Origin of the sequence: Blautia sp. HCP28S3_G10, from assembly GCF_052065235.1 — a bacterium.
In the GTDB taxonomy this organism is placed as follows: domain Bacteria; phylum Bacillota; class Clostridia; order Lachnospirales; family Lachnospiraceae; genus Blautia_A.
Window position 1 is genome coordinate 1 of sequence record NZ_JBQHUL010000047.1, and the last position, 20,268, is coordinate 20,268.

The 20,268-nt window shown below is 36.2% G+C and carries 10 protein-coding genes; 2 read left to right on the top strand and 8 right to left on the bottom strand.

The window, feature by feature from the left end:
• Nucleotides 1–107: 107 nt before the first annotated feature.
• Nucleotides 108–6,611, bottom strand: a complete 6,504-nt coding sequence (locus tag ACTNB8_RS14555; protein WP_441055837.1) for a leucine-rich repeat protein — start codon at nt 6,609–6,611, stop codon at nt 108–110.
• Nucleotides 6,612–7,149: 538 nt separating this feature from the next.
• Here ACTNB8_RS14555 and ACTNB8_RS14560 point away from each other — a divergent pair.
• Nucleotides 7,150–7,611 (top strand): hypothetical protein, encoded by a 462-nt coding sequence (locus ACTNB8_RS14560; protein WP_441055839.1) that lies wholly within the window; start codon nt 7,150–7,152, stop codon nt 7,609–7,611.
• 77 nt (nt 7,612–7,688) lie between these two features.
• Here the strand turns inward: ACTNB8_RS14560 and ACTNB8_RS14565 are convergent, their stop codons facing one another.
• Nucleotides 7,689–11,714 carry a fibronectin type III domain-containing protein gene (locus tag ACTNB8_RS14565; RefSeq protein WP_441055841.1) on the bottom strand — a complete coding sequence of 1,342 codons (4,026 nt, stop codon included), beginning with the start codon at nt 11,712–11,714 and terminating at the stop codon, nt 7,689–7,691.
• A 110-nt stretch (nt 11,715–11,824) separates the two neighbouring features.
• Nucleotides 11,825–12,490, bottom strand: a complete 666-nt coding sequence (locus ACTNB8_RS14570; RefSeq protein WP_441055843.1) for a hypothetical protein — start codon at nt 12,488–12,490, stop codon at nt 11,825–11,827.
• A 387-nt stretch (nt 12,491–12,877) separates the two neighbouring features.
• On the opposite strand from ACTNB8_RS14570, the gene ACTNB8_RS14575 reads away from it, so the two are divergent.
• Nucleotides 12,878–13,759: a hypothetical protein gene (locus tag ACTNB8_RS14575; RefSeq protein WP_441055845.1), complete on the top strand. Its 882-nt coding sequence runs from the start codon at nt 12,878–12,880 to the stop codon at nt 13,757–13,759.
• A 265-nt stretch (nt 13,760–14,024) separates the two neighbouring features.
• Here ACTNB8_RS14575 and ACTNB8_RS14580 read toward each other — a convergent pair whose 3' ends face one another.
• From ACTNB8_RS14580 to ACTNB8_RS14600, 5 genes are all read right to left on the bottom strand, one after another.
• Nucleotides 14,025–16,877, bottom strand: coding sequence for an Ig-like domain-containing protein (locus tag ACTNB8_RS14580; protein WP_441055847.1), 2,853 nt, complete (start codon nt 16,875–16,877; stop codon nt 14,025–14,027).
• 45 nt (nt 16,878–16,922) lie between these two features.
• Nucleotides 16,923–18,056 carry a YARHG domain-containing protein gene (locus tag ACTNB8_RS14585; protein ID WP_441055849.1) on the bottom strand — a complete coding sequence of 378 codons (1,134 nt, stop codon included), beginning with the start codon at nt 18,054–18,056 and terminating at the stop codon, nt 16,923–16,925.
• Between the two features lie 26 nt (nt 18,057–18,082).
• Complete coding sequence (locus tag ACTNB8_RS14590; RefSeq protein WP_441055851.1) at nt 18,083–18,673, bottom strand: hypothetical protein; 591 nt, start codon at nt 18,671–18,673, stop codon at nt 18,083–18,085.
• Nucleotides 18,674–18,749: 76 nt separating this feature from the next.
• Nucleotides 18,750–19,535: an Ig-like domain-containing protein gene (locus tag ACTNB8_RS14595; protein WP_441055853.1), complete on the bottom strand. Its 786-nt coding sequence runs from the start codon at nt 19,533–19,535 to the stop codon at nt 18,750–18,752.
• Between the two features lie 108 nt (nt 19,536–19,643).
• A complete protein-coding gene (locus tag ACTNB8_RS14600; protein ID WP_441055855.1) occupies nt 19,644–20,045 on the bottom strand; it encodes a hypothetical protein in 402 nt (133 codons plus the stop codon).
• Between the last annotated feature and the right edge of the window lie 223 nt (nt 20,046–20,268).

The window sequence follows — 20,268 nt, forward strand, 5'->3', positions numbered from 1 at the left end:
TCATATATCCACACTTAGTGGGTAAACAAGGGAGAAAAGGATGGGAGTATCCCTTCCGAAATCCAACTTAATTTTTTTAAAAAAATGTCTTGACAAATGGGTTCACTTTATTTTATACGTTTCACTTTACTCCAGGAAGAACATATCTTATTTTTACCAGCTGCCTTATAAGTGGCAATTCTGACATAATATTTTTTGCCTTTACGCAATTTTGATAAAGTAGCTTTTGTTGTCTTGTTCTTACTGATATATAAAGTCTTGACACCTTTTCTGAAACGTTTGTCAGTTGAATACTGAATAACATAACCTGTTCCTGTTTTATTCTTTTTCCATGTTACAGTTGCTTTTTTCTTAGCTCCGTTTACAACACGTGTAATGCTGGTCTTAGAAGGCTTCACTGTAACGGCTACCTTGCAGGAACCTGCCTTATAGTCATTGGTTTCAGATGCTTTTACAGTTATTGTTGCAAGTCCTGTAAATTTCTTAGCAATTTTGATTTTACCTTTTGCATCAATCTTCACTGCCTTATTATCAGAACTGTAGGTCAGTTTTCCGCCACCATTTGACTGCCAGCCAGTATTTACATACTGCTTTTTAGCAGAATAATTTCTCGTAATATCAGATGCAGTAATCTTACCTGCTGCTTTATTGACCTTTACAGTAAATGAAGTACTTCCTGCAAGATAATTTCTGCCTTCTTCCGCTTTCACAGTAACTGTAACAGTTCCAGCATGCATTGCACTGATAACAACACCATTATTATCCCAGAACATTTCGATTATATTGTTTTTGTCACAGGAATATGTGATCTTTCCATCTGTTTCCTGAGCTGTCAGATTATTTTTGTATTTCACGCCGTCAGCAACAGTACCTTCAACCATTTTGTTCTGGAAGTTAAGCGTAGGAACTGCTTTATCAATTACAAAAGTTCCCCTGAAGCTTCCACCGTAATTGCCTGTGCCTTCTACTGTTACAGTTGCATTACCGGCATTGATGTTGTCTGTACTGGTAACTTTGTAGTCCTTGCCAGCTGCCAGTGTATAAACACCATCTGTGATTGTGATTTCTGGTACCTGTGCTTTACCAGTATAGGAGTATCCACTGGTACGCATGTTAATCTTGCAAAGTGCGAGATCTCGTTTCTCCGGTGTCTGAGTTTCCGGATTCCATGGCAGCCAGGTAATATTTCCTCCATAATTCTGAAGTTCTTCCAATGTCCAGCTGTTATCTGCATATGGATAATATGCTGTTGCTGTTACGTTTTTGAAAACATCCTTACCAAATTTCGGACAATTTCCATAGAAGTAAATATTCAGCAGATTCTTGCAGTCTGCAAAAGCTTCATCCCCGATTTCCGTAACAGATTCTTTAATATTGGCATTTACAAGATTTGCACAGTTACTGAATGCATTTGGCTGAATCACTACAGGAGCTTCCTCTGCCGCCGGTTTTATTTCGAAAGTAAGCTGGGCAATTCCTGTATAATTGCTGTCAGCCGCTGCAATAATTGTTACCGTTGCCGTTCCCGGATTGATATTATTAGCATATTCAACTGTATAGTCGTTTCCTTCAACCAGGGTTGTATCATTATATGTTATTGTTACCGACGGTTTCTTTTCTGTTCCGTCAGCAATATAAGCTGTGTCGGTTAACTGGATGTTGCACAACGATAATGGAATAACTGTTGATTCTTCTTTTAATACATGTATTGTTATTTTTTTCTTAAAATCCTCATAATTTTGATTTCCATCTACTTTGATAATAATACCTGCTGTGCCCTCTCTAATTCCCGTAACTTTTCCCACAGCATCTACTGTTGCAATCTGAATGTTATCAGATTCATATGTTGGCTTTCCAATTGTATTCTCTACCTTTATTTGTGCTGACTGTCCTTCGTTGATGGTATCTGATTTGTAAGAAATTTTTGGGGTTTGTGCTGCTTTGCTTACTATTACTGTTATTTTTCGACTTGTCTTTTTATATTCTTCTGTACCAGATGCCGTGATAATAATCTGCGCTGTACCTGTGCCATTTATAGTTACATTTCCATCAACATCCACTATCACTACCTCTGGATTAGCTGATCTGTATGACAATACTCCATTTCCAGTAGAAATGAATGCATTAAGGTTAAATTTACTGTCATCAAATTTCTTATTATAGTTCTCTTCTACAGAAATTACCTGAGTCGGTTTTGCAGATTCACCTACAATACTTGCAATCTTAAATCCCCACGTAGTACCTGCTTTATCAGAAACAAGTTTAATCTTTACAGTGTCTCCCGGTACCTTTATTGTTGTGTCACATACCTCTTTTCCGGTATATTTACCAATTTCTGTTCCATCTCCACTGTAAATGTAAATGTAATCAAATCCCTCCTCTATTTCTGTTCTGGAATCAAATGTTAATTTCAGTGATTCTTCGTTTTCCATTGTATATATCCAGAAATCCGAACAATTATTTTCATAATTATGTGGGCTTTCCATTTCTTCTACCGTCTGTGCAACATGTGCATTGTTTCTTACTGTAATGGTACACGCTCTGGAAGAAACTCCACTTCCATCTTTTGCGACTGCTGTCACTGTGGTTGAGCCTTTTTTCAATGCTCTAATCATACCAGTTTCATCTACGGTTGCTACAGTGTCGTCCGCTGTTTTCCATTCTATCTCTCTGTTATATGCATTTTCAGGATATACGCTGGCAGTTAACTGGTATGTATCAAGTGCATCTAACGATACAGAATCTTTAGAAAGATAAATTCTTTCTACTGGTTGCAATACTGTTACCTTGCATATTGCACTTTCATCTCCTGCCATTATTTTAATCGTGGCTGTTCCTGTTGATTTTGCTGTTATAAGTCCATTATCATCTACAGTTGCAACATTAACATCAGAACTTCTCCAACTTACTTCGTCTGTAAAATTCTCTGGCTCAATATTCATTTTCAGTTTATAACTGCTTCCTTTATTAACAGACAGCTCATTTTTATCCACAGTAACCTTCGTTACTTTTGCTTCTTTTGCAACAAAGTTAATGCTATTTTCCTTTGCAAATGTTTCTGCATACGTTCCAGGAACACCATAAATCGTCAGTTTATCAGGATAACTGAATGCATTGGAAGCTATGGATGTTGTAGCTCTTGGAATTGTAATAGCAGTGAAAGCAACATCATTTTTAAATACGTTATTTCCAATAGATGTCACTTTGTAAGGTACTGCAAGTGATTCTAATTTATCGCAGTGTTCAAAGGCTGAATCAGGAATACTTCTTATTCCTGTACCCAACTTCACATCCGTTAGTTCATCACAGTCATAAAAAATCTGATTTCCAAGTTCTGTAACAGAATCAGGAATTTTAATTTCTGTTAATGCATCACAGTTGTAAAATGCCTGCTCTCTTATTGTAGCTATTGATGCACTCCATTTAATGGTTTTCAGTGATGTACAGCCTGCGAAAGCAGAATCATTAATATTCGTCACACTGCCCGGTAATATTATCTTTTCCAGAGAAGTACAGTTTTGGAACATACCCGTTGTAATATTTTGTATCGTATTATTTAAAGTTACTTTTGTTAATGATGTACAATTACTGAATGTGTATGTTCCCAATTCTTCTATTGAATTTGGAACAGTAATCTCCTCCAAATTTTTGCACTGGTAAAACACATTTTTATACATAGCTTTTATGCCATCTGGAATCGCAATGTTTTCTATTCCTGTACCTGAAAAACTATAATCATAAATTCGTTCCAGTGTAGTCGGCAATATAATCGTTTTCAAATTTGTAAAATTTTTAAAGCATCTTCCACCTAGCCATGTTACTCCTTCTGGAACAGTAATGTTAACACCTTTTTCACTACCTATCGCATTTTCGAATAAACAATCTGGAATGGCCGGTATTCCCTCTTCAAATATTATTTGTTCTAAAGATGTGCAATTATCAAACGGACATTGATAGTTCAATCCATAAGTATCAACTGTCGTAAGTGTTTTGGGTATAGTTACCTTTATTAACGATGTACAATTTCTGAATGCATAATTTCCAATAAACGTTAATTTACCTGGCAATTTCATGTTTTGTATGGATTTACATCCACTAAAAGCTGAGGCACCTATTGAAGTAACCGTATCTGGTATATTAACCTCTACTAATTTCTCACATCCTGCAAATGAACGTTCTTTCACCTCCGTTATTGTATCCGGCACATTAACCTGTTCCAATTTAATGCAACCACCAAACAATGCATAAGGAACCTGGGTAATTCCATCTGCCCAGTTAATTTTTACAATTCCAGAACCACTGAACGGATATCGCCAATTCCATCCATATGTGTCAATGTCTGTTAGAGTTTTGGGAACATTAATTTCTGTTAATGCAATTGTATTACAAAAAGCATAATTGCCTATCCCTTTTAAGCTATTTGAAAGATGTAAATAGGATAATTTTTCGCAATATGCAAATGCACGTTCTCCTATGTATGTTACAGTATCTGGTACATATACTCTTTCTAAACCTGTCTCAGCAAAAATACTGCCTGGTATAGACGTAATTCCCTCTTCAAAATTAATTTCTTTTAGTGCTATACAGCCCGAAAATGGATAAAACCAATTCCAACCATATGTATCTACAGATTGAAGATTCTTTGGCATATTAATTTTTCTTAAATTTATACAATTCCTAAATGCCCAGTTTCCAATCGACTTAACTGTTAATGGAAATTCTACTGATTCTATTGTTGTGTTTTCATAAAACGATTTTGAACCAATCCCTACAACTGTATACCCGTCCACAGTTTCCGGAATATACAGATCAGATGCCATTCCTTTGTATCCGGTGATTGTGGCATTGTTGTCATCGTCAAGAGTATAGGTGTACAGGGGAACTTTGTTGCCATCTGCATCATAACCATATTCTCCGATACCGTCTGACCAGCCGCTGCCCCAATATCTTGATTTTATATTGGTAAAATATTTGAAATCATTTCCTCGTGAACATTTTGCCACTTCTTTACCATCTTCATAATGATGATAAACTCTCAATGGGCTGTTGTCTTCATCAAATATTTCATGCGTTTCCTCATAAGAATATGTTTTTCCACCTCGTGTAATGCTTGCAGTTGCACCTGTAGATGCATAAACATATGCAACAAATGTACCACAATCTTTTGGTGTTCCACTTCCATATGTTACATGTCTTAAAACAGCCTTTCCACCAGCTGTTGCATAAACATATCCTTTAATTGGAAGCAGTTCACCGGTCACTCCCATTCTGGCTTTTAATCCAGCTGATGCACTGGCTTCACATGTAAAAGTAAAAGATTTTGCATTAAATCCTTTTATAATTCTTAACCCATTGGCTTTACTGAAAGAAAGACCTGTTGTCAGATATCCTGATGTTTTACATTCAAATTTACCCCCAAAAGAAAGCTCAGCAATTAAATCCAACCCACCTATACCTGGAATTTGAGCTGGAACAAGGGTAATTTCATTTCGTTTTATAGCCTTCATAGTATCTATATCCAGAGAACAGGTTAAATCGGAATCTCCTCGCAGTTTAATGAATGTTTCCCCCGTAAAACTGACAGAATAGTCAATTTTAGCATTCTTCACCGATGTATTTATAGATACCTTCTGTCCATCACCAACTGAAATCTCACCTGTGACTTTCAATGTCGTATATTTATCAAGATCCACCGAACCTTTTATCCGGGCTTTCCGAGAAGGTGGTGCTTCTTTTTCTGAATATTCTACTTTCAGTCCTTCTGCTGCTTTTCCGATCTGCAATGCACTTGCATCAACAGTACCCTGCATATCAATATTTTCGTACGCATCATCGTGATTGATTTCGGATACTTCTATAATATAATCATTGTTATCTTTTTCAATTTTTTCTGCTTTATAGACACAGGGAATTCCATTCAAATGAACTGCAAAGGAATCACCAACTGTAATTTCTTTTGGGCACTCTGTAATATACACTCTTCCATCATCCAGAAGATACGTTTCGGTACCATCTGGAATCTCAATTATCCCTTCTGCCAGAGTATATTTGTCATCGTGATTTACGTCAACATCTGTAGAATTCCATATTGTTTTTGCATCTTTCAACATAAATGTTACTTCATCAGATGTAACTTCTTTTTCTGGACAAAACTCCCCATTAACTAATGTAAACCACTTTCGATTAATGGCTACCTGTGCTGAGTCTTTGTCATTAACCTTATTACTATCTGTAAAGGTATAACTATCTTTATTCTCAAGCTGATACCCCAGACAATAATTTAGTGTAGATGCTGCAAATTCCCTTGTTACAGGATTCTCCGGATATATCGGATTGCCTGCTTCAACATCGACCACGCCAAACTGAACAGCAACTAAAATATCATAGTAATACTTTGACGATGAATCCAGATCACTGAAATAATTATCCGGATAATTCTCATCTTCTACTGTCATTTCAAATGTATCAACCAGATTCGACAGCCACTCAGCCCGTGTTATTGCACTTTCACTATTTGAGTTATTTGCTGCAAAAACTCCGTTCTGAATTGTAAGTATCATTAGTATCATTATAAATAATGTTATTATCTGAGTTTTCTTTTTCTTATTCATATAACACATCCCCCTCCATGTTATGTAATCCAATTTCAAGATTATATAAGACTCTGAAATTTACTGCCCCTCTGTTATCTTGCAATTTGTCGCTACAAATACACTGCAAAATGTACTCATAATGAGCATTAATAGTTTTGCAATTCTTTTCTGTTTTCTTTCATACTCTTATCTCTCCTTCATTTTATATTTATACATTTGAATACTTCGATTATATCTTTTCCCCCTCCTCGAATAAACCGTTTTGCACCAACAGCACGGTTACTGTAACCAACAACATTTTTCAACAAAACCTTACATTTTACACCTCTTGACATTATCCACAATATGTTCTATGATGGTTTTTGTCAGGAACATATTGTACTTTTCTTTTATGTTCTTAATAATAATTCGCCTGCTGTTTTTCACAGATTCTTACAGGCAATTCTGGCACATCGCCAACGCTACCAATTCATTTTTTATTTGTTGGCAGTACTGGAAATGCTGTAAGCATCATGCTCTGATTTTTACAGAAGAAGATCCTTTTGATCAGCATTACATGATCTATACCGTACACAATCAGTGCCAGGAAGTTCCAGACCTTGAATACAATGATGGTTTGGTCTTTTATTACTTCAATGCTTCAGGAACCAAAGGCGGTACACCGGCAATCAAAGCAATGCTCAATTATCTGAAAAACAGCTCCGAATCCAATGTTATAAATAACGATATCAGGGAACTTCACCAATATGTCACACAAGTGAAGCTCCAACCGGAAGTGAGGGATGAGTATATGCATTTAGATGAACTTATTGCATGGCATCGGAAAGATGGATTTAATGATGGTTTTGGTAATGGTTTTGAAGAAGCTATTTTTAATCTTCTCAGCGATTATGGCAAAATCCCGGAAGACTTAAAAGAACAGATAAATAACCAGAAAGATATTTCCATACTTCGTCAATGGCTTAAGCTAGCTGCCAGAGCTGACAGTATAGAAGATTTTCGCCAGAAGATTCAATAAAATAGAATTCCCCTCAGTGTTTGATTTCTCAAACTCTGAGGGGAATCTAACTTGCATTGGTTAGCTATATTTTCTTATTATTTCTTCGTCTTAATCTTTTTTGATTTGCTCCATGAAGAGTAAACTTTCCCACCAGCCTTCTTATAAGTTGCTATTCGGACGTAATATGTCTTTCCTTTTTTCAATTTAGACAATGTAACTGTTGTTTTCTTGTTTTTGCTTATATTCACGTATTTAACAGCCTTTTTAAACTTCTTATCTGTGGAATACAGTATTCTGTAGCCAGTAACTGACTTATTCCTTTTCCATGTAACCTTTATTTTTCCTTTTGTTGCATTAGATAAGCCAGTAAGTTTTGTTCCTTTTGGTCTGACTGTGACAGTAATACATCTGGAAGTTTTATTATATGTGGCTGTCTCTGCCGCCGTGATTGTAATTACTGCTTTGCCGACAAATTTTTTTGCAATTGTAATTTTTCCTTTTGCGTTTACCTTTACTAATTTATTATTTGATGAATAAGTCAGTTTTGCACCGCCATTTACCTTTGCATTAATATTTACAGTCTGCCCTTTTCCGGATACATTCTTTACAATATCTGTTGCCTTGATTACATTGTCTTTTTTCGTTGTCTTATTGTTATTATTGCCTGACGGCTTAGAATTCTGAGGCTGTTGAATTTTGAAATTAACACTGATGCTTCCTGTATAGCTTCCTTTTCCCGTTATCGTAACTGTTGCGGTTCCCGCATTTATATTACTCGAATACGCAACTGTATAATCAGTTCCATTTTGAAGTGTATAATCTTCATCCTGCACTGTCACGGATGGAGTTTTTGCTTTTCCGTCATATATATACTTCGTTTCTGATAAAGTGACTTTTGCATTACGAATTTCTTTTAAAATATCTCCAAAAATTTTTGATACCGGAGCGCTAAAATTTTCTCTCAGCAAATATCTGAATGAAATTGTTCCCGTTTCATCCGCTGTTTTCTGTCCTATATACAGAAGATTTGACGCTGCCAGAAGATCTTCCGCATTTTCATCTTTTACCATCACAAATAAATATCTGCTGTGTGGGACAAGTTTTGAAAACATCATAGAAGAACCGGCTGCCTGCTCATCCTGTGCATATGATACTGGTGAAGTAATCACTTCTGTTATTTCTTCATCCTCTGACCCGAAAGCCTCTTCAGGTTCCTCTTCAACTATTATGTTATCTGATTCTGCTGCATCGTCTGTCTTTCCCTGATCTTCATCTTCCTCAATAGAAATCTCCTGTCCACTGTCTTCAGTTTCGGAAGCTACTACATCATCTGCAAATTCCGACTCTTCCAGCTGGATCTCTGAATCATCAAATTCTTCACCTGCTACTGACAGATCATCTGATACTTCTTCCTCCTGTCCTTGCAATTTATTTACTAAAGACATATTTAAAGAAATACACGGTCGAACTCCTCTGCTATAATTTGCAGGGGAATTATTATTAAATTCAACATCTTGTGTTACCCATAGTGGATAGTTCCATAATCCAAAATATGAACCTGTACAACTGGTATGATAATTATGATTACCACTTCCAGAAAATTCTGTTCCAATGCCCTGCTGATCAGTTTTTGATAAGTTCTTAATCATTTCATGTGACGGTAATGAAACCTTATCTTCAGTAATGATACTGTTTTCATTTCCCCAATCGCATGCATACCATGTATTCAGATTGATACACTTCTGTTCATTTTCCGTAAATGCTCTGTTTAGGAACTCGCCATTACACCATTTGCGCAAATCCGAATTATTCCACGATACACACATATCATTAATTGTTCCATATGTATGATTATCCAGAACTTTATCTGAAATCAATACTACATTTGTTCCATCACTCGATATTTTTCTCCATAAAACAGGCATAAACTGATAATAATTCGGATCATAATCCCTTCCACTCATGAAAAATTTTGTATTGTTATATATAATTATTCCATTCTCTGCTGTATTTTTCAGTCTCGCCACTTTATTATATAATTCAGATTTTTTATCCACCTCTACCTGAGGATATTCTCCAAATTGTACCAGATCAGGATCCGTTGGAACTGCCGGAGGTGTTATTACAGGTACCATTTCCAGTTTCATTTCAACTACAACTTTAGTTCCCCTGCCATGTACAGTAAGATTTGCTTCTCCCTTCATATCTCCATCATTTACTGCATGTACAACATAAGAACCATCAGGCAGATAAACTTTCTTTACTTCACTGCCTGTCAGTTCAACAGAATCCTTAAAGGAAGTTTCCTTTTCTCTTATATCTACCGCTTCGCCACTTTTTTTATCTGTAACAGTTATTGTAATGACACCTGGAACACTATTTCCATTTGTATCTTTTACCCTGATTTTGACCGGGTTGCAGATATGTGGACAGGTTCCCCACCCCAGTTCGTTCCAATCAAATGAATAGTAGAAATCAGCAATTTTTATAGATGATTCAACTGACTTTTTTTTATCTATTTCCCCTTTTACAATATCTACTGATGCTTCCAAGGACAGCTTACCTTTTATTTCACCTTTTAAGCAGTTTTGGCAGTCATGTATCACATCTTTACTTAAATCAAAAAAGGAACGAGTTGCTGTAATCTCTGCACCTCCTGAAAATTCCAGCGAAGCCTTGGCCAAATCAGCGCTTATGATTGACACATATGGCGTTGCCTTTAAACCTACAAAGATTTTACCCTCCAGTTTAATACAACTCTGACATTTAGGATGTGATGAAAGATCTTTAAATCCTGTATTACCATCATAGGCTGCACCAACAGTTCCCTTTATTTCACCACTCCATTCCAGTTTACCTGATGCCTCTACAACAAAGGCTGGCGTAAATCCTACATTTATACACGGCAATGGCATTATCTCAATACGACCGAGCGGAATTTCTCTTATTGTTAATTTTCCTGTTATATTTACAGAAATCCCTGCTGAATAATCCATCTTTACAGAGAAATAGCGATAGGAAGGTGTAATATAAAAATCTACTGAAAATGTAGAACCATACGTAAAACTTCCTGTAACACTTACATTATCGTCAAACTTTTCTTTTATATTATATGATTTACTAGGCTTAACACTGTTACCCCCTCCGATTCGTGAAGCTCCTGCTGAAAAAGCATCTTCTTCCGGATCAGCAGGTGTAACTCCCTCCTCCAGATTACTGTCATCTACACTCCAGGTTCCCTGTGATCCATCTGTTTCGATTTTGACATAATCAAAATAATCATTTAAATCTGTTTTTACATCTTTACGAACTATAACTGTCGTGCCATTCACTGAAATATCTGCAACCTTAACAAGAAGAAGCGTTCCGTCTTCATAATTATAGGAAAAAGTATCCCCGGAAGACAATTCTGTGAAGTTGCTGTCGGCATTTGTAATCGTATACGTACCATCTCCGTTATCTGTCAGCCTGTTTTTATCTGCTCCTTCGTCTGCTACTGTTGTTTCATCATTAAGAACAGCAAAATTCGTTTCTTTATCATTGTCAAGTTGAACAACTTTGTCCTGATCATAATCATCCACTGTTGAATTTTTCAGATCCTGCACGGTTTTCGTATACAATTCTGTCGTATAGGCCTCACACAGTGGCTCGTGACTTTCCCTGTTCAAAAGATATGCAGTTGCAACAAAGTATTGCGGCATTTCTCCTGAAATGGTAATCTCTGCTGTATTTTCTTCCTGAGAAACAAAGTCTTTGCCCGAGGCCAGCATCTGAAGCTGTTCCTCATCATATACAGCAACAACCAGTTCTGCTTCTGTCTGTGTCTGAAACTCAACAACTGCTGTATTATCCTCAAATTCAAGTCCTGTTATATTATCTGCTGACTGTTTACGGTTCTCAGACTCCTGCGTTTCCTCTGAAATAGCCGATGCCAGTGCATCTCCTACTGAATCATTTCCTTCTACTTCAAAGTTCTGAGAAGTGTCTGTTACCTTACCTTCCTGTGCATTTGCTGACAAATCTGATGCTGCAAATACGGTAGTTCCTGCCGGAGTACTACCAAGCGATATTGCAAGCAAAAGTGCCAACCACCGTGTTCCTGCTTTATTTTTTCTGCTCATACGTTCTTCCCCCCATTTAAACTTTTTAATAAGTTTGATTTGATTTCATATTAAATACATCTTCTGGTTTTATATTTCCGTTATATCTGTTTTCTCATGATCTTTTTACCTCATCGAAGCTTATTTCTATTTGCTGTTGTGTTTTTCTTAAAATGATATTTTCTTATCTTTTTTCCTGTAAAATACTGTTTATTGAATTTCTTATATGTTTTATAGCTACATTCTTTGCCGTTTCCATTATATTTTGAATAACTGCAACTTCGTGTAACTTTTCCGTCCAGCCAGTAACTTGACATGTTGATCCTTAATTTTGTGTACATTTTTCCTTTTTTGTATTGAATCAGATCATATCCGGATAAACCGGTTCCACCATGAGACCGCACAACCAACGCTTTCTGAGAAGGATTGTATTCTATATACTCTCCACCTTTATCCCATGCCCAAACCTGTCCGATCCAGTCAGACAGCATTCTTATTTTTCCTTTTTTGTATGTAAATACACTGATTCCGCTTTCATCTACTGATTCAATAATCAGTTCAGGAACCTTGTCTTTATTGATGTCAATAGTTGTAAAACCTTTTATTCTGTACGTACGTCCGTAGTTTGTAGTAAAACTTCCTCTCTTCAGGAATTTTTTGTATGCTTTCATTGCTTTTGTTCTGGTTGATGCAGCCTGTACCATTGTTGTACTGACATTTTCTGTTGTAAAGGCAACACTAAATATCAACATCAACAAAACACCTGTTCTCACAATCTTTTTCCCTATATTCTTCATACTTACCCTCCTTGACAATGCTTTTATTTGATTATATCGTTGTACAAATTTGTAATAAAGCCCTTTACACCAACAGCATGTTTTCTGTCACCAATTGCATATCTACTGGTGCAACAATCTTAACAGCATTCTTCGACAAAACAATCCCTTTTACACCTCTTGACATAATCTACAATATGTTCTATGATAGTTTCTGTCAAGAACATATTGTACTTTTCTTTTATGTTCTTAATAATAATTCGCCTGCTGTTTTTCACAGATTCTTACAGGCAATTCTGGCACATCGCCAACGTTACCAATTCACTTTTTATTGTTGGCAGTACTGGAATGCTGTAAGCATCATACTCTGATTTAAGTTTTTCCGGACTGCCGGAAAGGACGATTTTTATGAGCTACACAAAACGCAGCTTTGATGAACTTAATGTTCTGGATGACTTTCTTATGAACGCCATTGCTTCTGATCCTGAAGTGGGAAATGCTTTCTGCCGGACATTGTTATCAGTCCTGTTGCAGAAAGAAATCGGCAATATCCAGATTATTTCCCAAAAGGTAATTATGCCGCCAACACCAGAACACCGTGGTATACGCCTGGATATTGAAGCCAGGGAAGCACTCGAGATTTCCCCCGGGCTTCCTTCCCTGAACATTTATGATGTAGAACCACATCTTTACGATCTTGATAAATTGCCCAAACATAACCGTTTTTATCAGGCACGTATTGATGGACGTTATATGAAAAGCGGTGAAAAGGATTTTTCTGCTCTTCCGAATCTTTACATTCTGACCATCACAGAAGAAGATCCTTTTGATCAGGACTATATGATCTATACCGTACACAATCAGTGCCAGGAAGTTCCAGACCTTGAATACAATGATGGCTTAGTATTTTATTACTTCAATGCTTCAGGAACCAAAGGTGGGACACCGGCAATCAAAGCAATGCTTAATTATCTGAAAAACAGCTCCGAATCCAATGTTATAAATAACGATATCAGGGAACTTCACCAATATGTCACTACTGTGAAGCTCCAACCGGAAGTGAGGGATGAATATATGCATTTAGATGAACTTATTGCATGGCATCGGAAAGATGAAATCAGAGATACTACTATTAGCAATATCTTCGACCTTCTCAGCGATTACGGTCAAACCCCAGAAGATTTAAAAGAACAGATAAATAGCCAGAAAGATATTTCCATACTTCGCCAGTGGCATAAGCTAGCTGCCAGAGCTGACAGTATAGAAGATTTTCGCAGAAAAATTCAGTAAAAATGGTGCTGGGCATAACACCCAACACCAAGTTTGTCTACAGTCTGAAAGATATATATCTTTTATTCATATTTTCGGGCGTTGCTTCGAATCGAAAACCTTTAATTTTACTCTCATCTCCTTCCGGCCATATCTCCATATAAAATTCATCGAAAGACTCTGTCCCATTATAATCTCCCATCTCTCTGAGTTTGTACCACTCAGGATTTACGTCAATATATACCTGAAAAGAATTCTGACCATAATAATAATAATTGCTCTATGTTTATTTCACCTTAATCTTAATCTTCACAGTCTTTTTGCCTGCTTTTACTGTAATTGTTGTTTTTCCTTTTTTCTTTGCTTTTATTACGCCCTTTTTGGTTACTGTTGCAACTTTTTTGTTAGAAGAGCTGTAAGTAATTTTCTGGTTGCAGGTAACTGGTGCAACTACTGATGCTAATGTCAGTTTTTCTTTAACTTTAAGTGTAATGCTCCTTGAAACCTTTTTGTTTGTTGCTTTGTTCAGAACTGTAATCGTTTTTGCCGCCACAGTGGATTTCTGAACCTTCACCTTGATCTGAGAAGTAAGTCCACTCTGTAATTTTACTGTAACTTTTGCTGTTCCGGCTTTTTTTCCTTTTATCTTTCCGGATGCAGATACTGTTAATATCTTTGCCTTGCTGCTCTTCCATGAAATAACTCTGTCACCTTTTTCCAGTCCGCTTACTTTAATCTGGAATGACTGTTTTACTTTCAATGGAACTGTTTTCGGAACATTTAATGTAATGGTCGCTTTCAGTTTAGAAATCTGTTTTGTCTGCATTATGGCACCACATACCGCACATTTCAGTTCCTGACTTCCTTCTGACAATACAGTTGCCTCTTTTACTGTTTTCCACTTTCCTGCTGTATGTCCTTTTGCAGGGATCTTCTCTTCATAGGATTCCTGACATTTACTGCAGGTATAAATTTTCTTTCCACTTTTAACGCACGTAGGTTCCTGTGTTTCAGATAACTGATATGTATGTTCACATTTATCAACTGGATTTATTTCAACTTCTGCCTTTACATCATCCTTTCTTCCATATTCATTTGATAATATCAACCACATATCCAGACCTTTTTGAGGTTTTATTTTAAGAGTATAATAATCATCTGTTTTCTCTATCAACTGAATTCTTTTGACAAATTTTTTATTAAACCAGCTTCCATACTCTGTTTGAATATCATACATGTATTCATCATTATTCAAAACTTTTTCATATTTAGCGACAAAATCACAGGCAGGAATTTTGATTATATAATCATTTCCTGTATCATCCGGCAGTTTATAGAACACACCATACTGATGTAGAGTGACAGCATTTCTGCCTGTATGTAATTTCTGTCCGGCCAATTCCTCTTCTGTAGAATCTTTTACAGTGATGCTATAATTTCCGATAATTTCTTTTTGAATATTATCGTCCTCGTCCCAATCCTCGCCGTCACCTGAGGTACTATCATTGACTATTTCTTTATATAAAGAAATAGTATATGTTCCTGCTTTATTTGAACAATATAATGACTCAGTATCACCATATATCACATTTCCATATGGATCTTTCAGACCATGCGGATCCTCTAGATACGGATTGTTTATGCAATATACTCCATCCATATAAGGATAACCCCAATAGCCCCATAACTCATCAAACCTGTATTCATTAACGGTCTGATCTGCATAAGTAACTTTCAGCTTCCAGTCGCTGAGATAAGGTGTATCCGGATATGTCCGATAAACTGTTTTACCTGGTATAACCTCATAATTTGTTGCCTCTTTTTTCCTGTCTAAAGAAATTGTGTATTTTTTTTCATTACCATCGTTTTTAATTGTTCCATAATAAAACCAGAAATAATATGTAACATCTTTCTCTAACTCAAGTTTATCTTTTGAATCAAATCGGTAATTATAATCCTCTTCTTCATCATAATAGATGTCCCAGTATTCACCAGAATAATAGTCTCCAGTTAAATAATATGTTCCGGTTTCCTCCGGCACAAAAGTATATAATTTTATCTTTTCGCCATATCTCCTTGTTGCTGTAATTTCATTGGAACCGGCATTTAACTTTTTATCAACCAGCTTTGACGGATCAACAACCGTTACCCTGCATTCTTTACATGATGCTAATTCTACAAATTTTCCATCTACATATCCAAGTACTATATAATATTCTCCAACTGGTGCATTATCATATATCTGACCTGCATCAGTTTTTAATCGTAGTTCATAATGATTATATGAAGCATCAATTATGCCACTGGCACATGTATCAGTGAATTTTACTCCATATCTGTCTTCTATCTCATATATCAGAAAATCTTTATAAATGCTTCCAAATCCCTGTGGAATGCAAAACTGATTTACAGAAGTCTTCAGAGATGCCTTTGTAGCCCACTTAATTTCCGTACTGACATTTACTACACAATTCCGACATTCTCCTAAAATAATGTATCCATTACAGTAATATGATAAAACCAGGGTATATTTTCCAGCTGGGATTTCATCAGCTAAATCTGTTTCATATATTTCTCCATCAGAAGCTTTTAAACACCAGTTGTATATTTCGTTTTCTTTTACTGTGAAATAGTTTTCATATTCTTTTCCTTTTCCGGACACTGTACTGCCATCTTTGTATGTAAGTTTATATGTTACTTTATCTACATACAATGCACCGGATCCCTGCTGATATGAAATCTCGGCCAGCCCTGAGGATATTTCTGCTTTCACTGCCCATTCTGTTTCATCATCGTCATATGCTCCTGACTTATTTTGTTCCTCTTCTTCCTCTGTTTCCTCCTCATCACTGGTTAAATTTTCTTCTTCAATATTAATTTCATCTCCAAAATCTTCCTCAGGTGCATCTGCATCGGCTTCGTCAACAGATATCTCTTCACTGTCAGGTACAACTTCTGCTGCCTCATCTGTCTCTTCAGCTTCAAAGTCTGATATTGCAGTTTCTTCGTTTTCCACAGCCTCCACTTCTGTTTCATCAGTTATTTCCGCCCCGAATGTCGGTACGCCACCTGAAAAAGTCAACATGCCACTCAGTAAAAATGCCAGCCATCGTGTTCCTGCTTTGTTTTTTCTGCTCATAAGTTCTTCCTCCATTTAAAATATTTAAATAAACTTAATTGATTTTTAATCATAATACCGTAAATTATCAAATGTATCACTTCTGTCTGTATAATCCCAGTCTGCGAGACAAAGCCATCCGCCTTGTCCTGTCTCGCCCTGTACATAAACCCAGTTTTCAGAATCTGTATATGGGAAGCATACATTCTGTGGTTCCATAACAGTCTCTTCTGAATCTTCATTCATATCTGAATATACACTTATCTCTTCTTTAAGATATGCAAAATAATCATCTTCTTTTCCCGGATACGTGAAGTCCAGACTGTAGTTATACACTTCCTGTGGTATTTCTTCTATGAAACCAGCATCATTTACCTTCCAGCTTGTTTCAATAGCTGCTGTACTCATAATATCGCATCTGGTTTTTGTTTTTATTTCTTCGCCCTCGATTTTCATGTTTTCCGGCCAGGAAGCAATCTGTCCAATATTCGTCAGTGTATTGCCATCGTATTTGAAGAACGTGGTTAAAGGATCATCACTCGGTCCATATTCATATACCATAACCAGTATATCTTTTCCATTCAGGCTGACTCCATATAAGTCTTCTTTCACATTTTCACCATAGTCTGAAAATGATTCTGAGCCAACTGTCAACGTATATGTTTCCGGATATTCTAACTTAATCAATGTAAGATGAAGCCAGTCCTTATTTCCGTCCTGATTCAGATCCAGCATACAGTCATATCCCAGCTCTACCACTTCTCCATTCAGCATTTTTTTGACAGATGCGTCATCAATAACTGTATGATTGTCTGATGAACTTGACGTAGTTTCGGCTGCTGTTCCTTTTTCTATTGAACTGAGCAAATCTATATTGCTTTTTTCACAGGTATTAAATACATCTTCTGAAAAATCTTCCGGCTTTATGGTTCCGTTATACCAGCTTTTTGAGTTAAAATAATTCTGATATTCTGCAGAATCAAACATTCTTCCATGTCTTGCATATATCTCATTTATAGCAAGTCTGAGCTCATCTTTTGACAGACCCGAAAGTTCATCATATGTATAAACTCTGCTGGCACTGTCCGGCAGTATATAATCATTTTCTGCGGCATAAACCACATTACTTTCGATTGCTGTAATCGGGCTCACACTTAATGCTGATGCTATAAATAACACTTTTATCAGATTCTTTTTCATACACCTGTCCTCCCTGACACAAGTCGTCAATATACTTTCTGAAATTTAATATTTTTATAAAATTTATATTTACGTATTGTATTACTATAGTTTGCTTTACTCATTGTATATGTCTTATATGTCGAACGTCCTGTTTTGCGAGTATTTACTTCTGTATGATAATAGAGTTCTTTTGAATCACTGTAAACAGTTACATTAAGACGATTACTTTTTATGCTGGCATATGATTTATCGCTGGAGTTTCCATTCCATAAATAATATTTTCCATTCCGTTTATAAAGGGCCAGTGGTCTCCCACCACCATAAGAGCCCATAAATTTCACTTTGCCGCCAATATAATAATAAACTTTGCAGCTATAATAGATATTTCCCTGTTTCCAGTCTGATCCTGTAACCACAAGCAGTGCCGGTTTCTTTGAAGGACCAATCTTCACAATACTGTATCCTTTTATAGTATGTTTATTTTTCTTAATATATTTACGATAGGCTTTTTTCATAGTTGATGCAGATGCTGCCTGTACGGTTGTTGTCTTGCAGTTTGTAACTGCAAATACACTACAGAAAACAACCAGCATAACTATTATTAATTTTGCAATTTTATTTCTGGATTCTTTCATAACTCTTTCATCTCCTAATATAATAATGTAACTTCTCAAAATACTTTCTGCTCTTTTGCCAGAAAATACTTCTGCTCTAATTAACTGAACTGATATAATATACAGTGCTTACAGATCTTTTGCTGTATCCGGTCCGGATAACTGTTGCAGCTGAATCTGAATCTTTTGTACCAACAGCATGGTCATTGATATTTCCTGTACTGAAATTCCATCTCTGTCCGTCTCCCAGCGAAAATGTATAACGTTTGTAGTTTGCATAATTGTATGCGGCTGAACTGCAGGCAGAATATGGAGTTGTAAACCAACCCTCTACTGCGTTTGCAAGCGTCAGATTATATTGATGACAGTCACTGGTTCCCTGAAGAGGTTCTCGTCCTCCACATACCGGACAAAGGAAACAATAGTATCTGTACAATGCCGTTGTTCTTACTTCCTGAGTACTGCTTCCATATGCCGGATTCAATGACCATCCGCTCCATGATCCGTACTGCTTTCTGGATCCGGTTCTTACAGTTCTCGAAACTGAATATGTCTGTCCGTTTGTTTTTATTGTTGCTGTTATCACTGCTGTTCCAACACCTTTTGCTGTAACATTCCCTGCATTATTAACTGTAGCTACAGACGGATTTGAGGATTTCCATGTGACATTACCACCAGTTGAACAGTTTACTTTTATCCCACAGGTATTATTCCCTGTGCTTCCGGTTGAGACAGAAATATTCGGTTTTGATGAACTATTTCCTGAATTTGAAATAACCGGTCTGTTTTGCGTATTATTTTCATAATTTCTTATTGAGGTAACTACAAAACCTCTGGAATTATTCGCCTTTTTTACAGTAAATACAGTTTTTCCTGTATACACGCCAAATACATCCAGACATTTTACAGTAATTTGAGCTCCGTTTCCTTTTCGAACTGCTTTTACAAAAATGAATTCTGATGTATCCTGAATCCATGGATTATGAATTACCTACTTGCCTCTTCTGACTGGTAACTTAACTTTTTTTACTCTTACTCCATATACATCATATATATATTTATGCACCACTTTTTTAGGTACTAACATATCCGTAGAAGTTCTTGAGTCATATTTTTTATATTTTTCCCAAAAAGTAATGTGAAAATCATATTTTACAATTTTAGGAAGCTTTTTTTTGAATTCTTTTCGATTGGAAAAATCCATATCAAAATAATCCCCGGCTCTTCTTTCAAAGAATTCCTTCACACTTTTCTTTTTGAAAATCTTCATGTTAATTTTCTTTGATGCTGCTTCTGTTGTCACAGTATTTGTAGCTGTTACCGCTGAAAACGCAAATACAAAAACAAAGAAAATCAACATGGTTTTAATTAACACATTTTTTCTTTTTCGCATATCCATCCCTCCTGAAAAACACTTTTATTTTATTATATCGTTGCACGAATTTGTAATAAAGTACTTTACACCAACAGCATGTTTTCTGTCATGAATTACAACTTCATTATTGCCCCCCCAGCCTGTCCGAAAACCTTATTTTTAGGCATAAATTTAGCCCCTTTCCTTCATCTGTGACATTGAAAACTGAATAAAATACACAGGATGAAGAAAGAGGCTTATG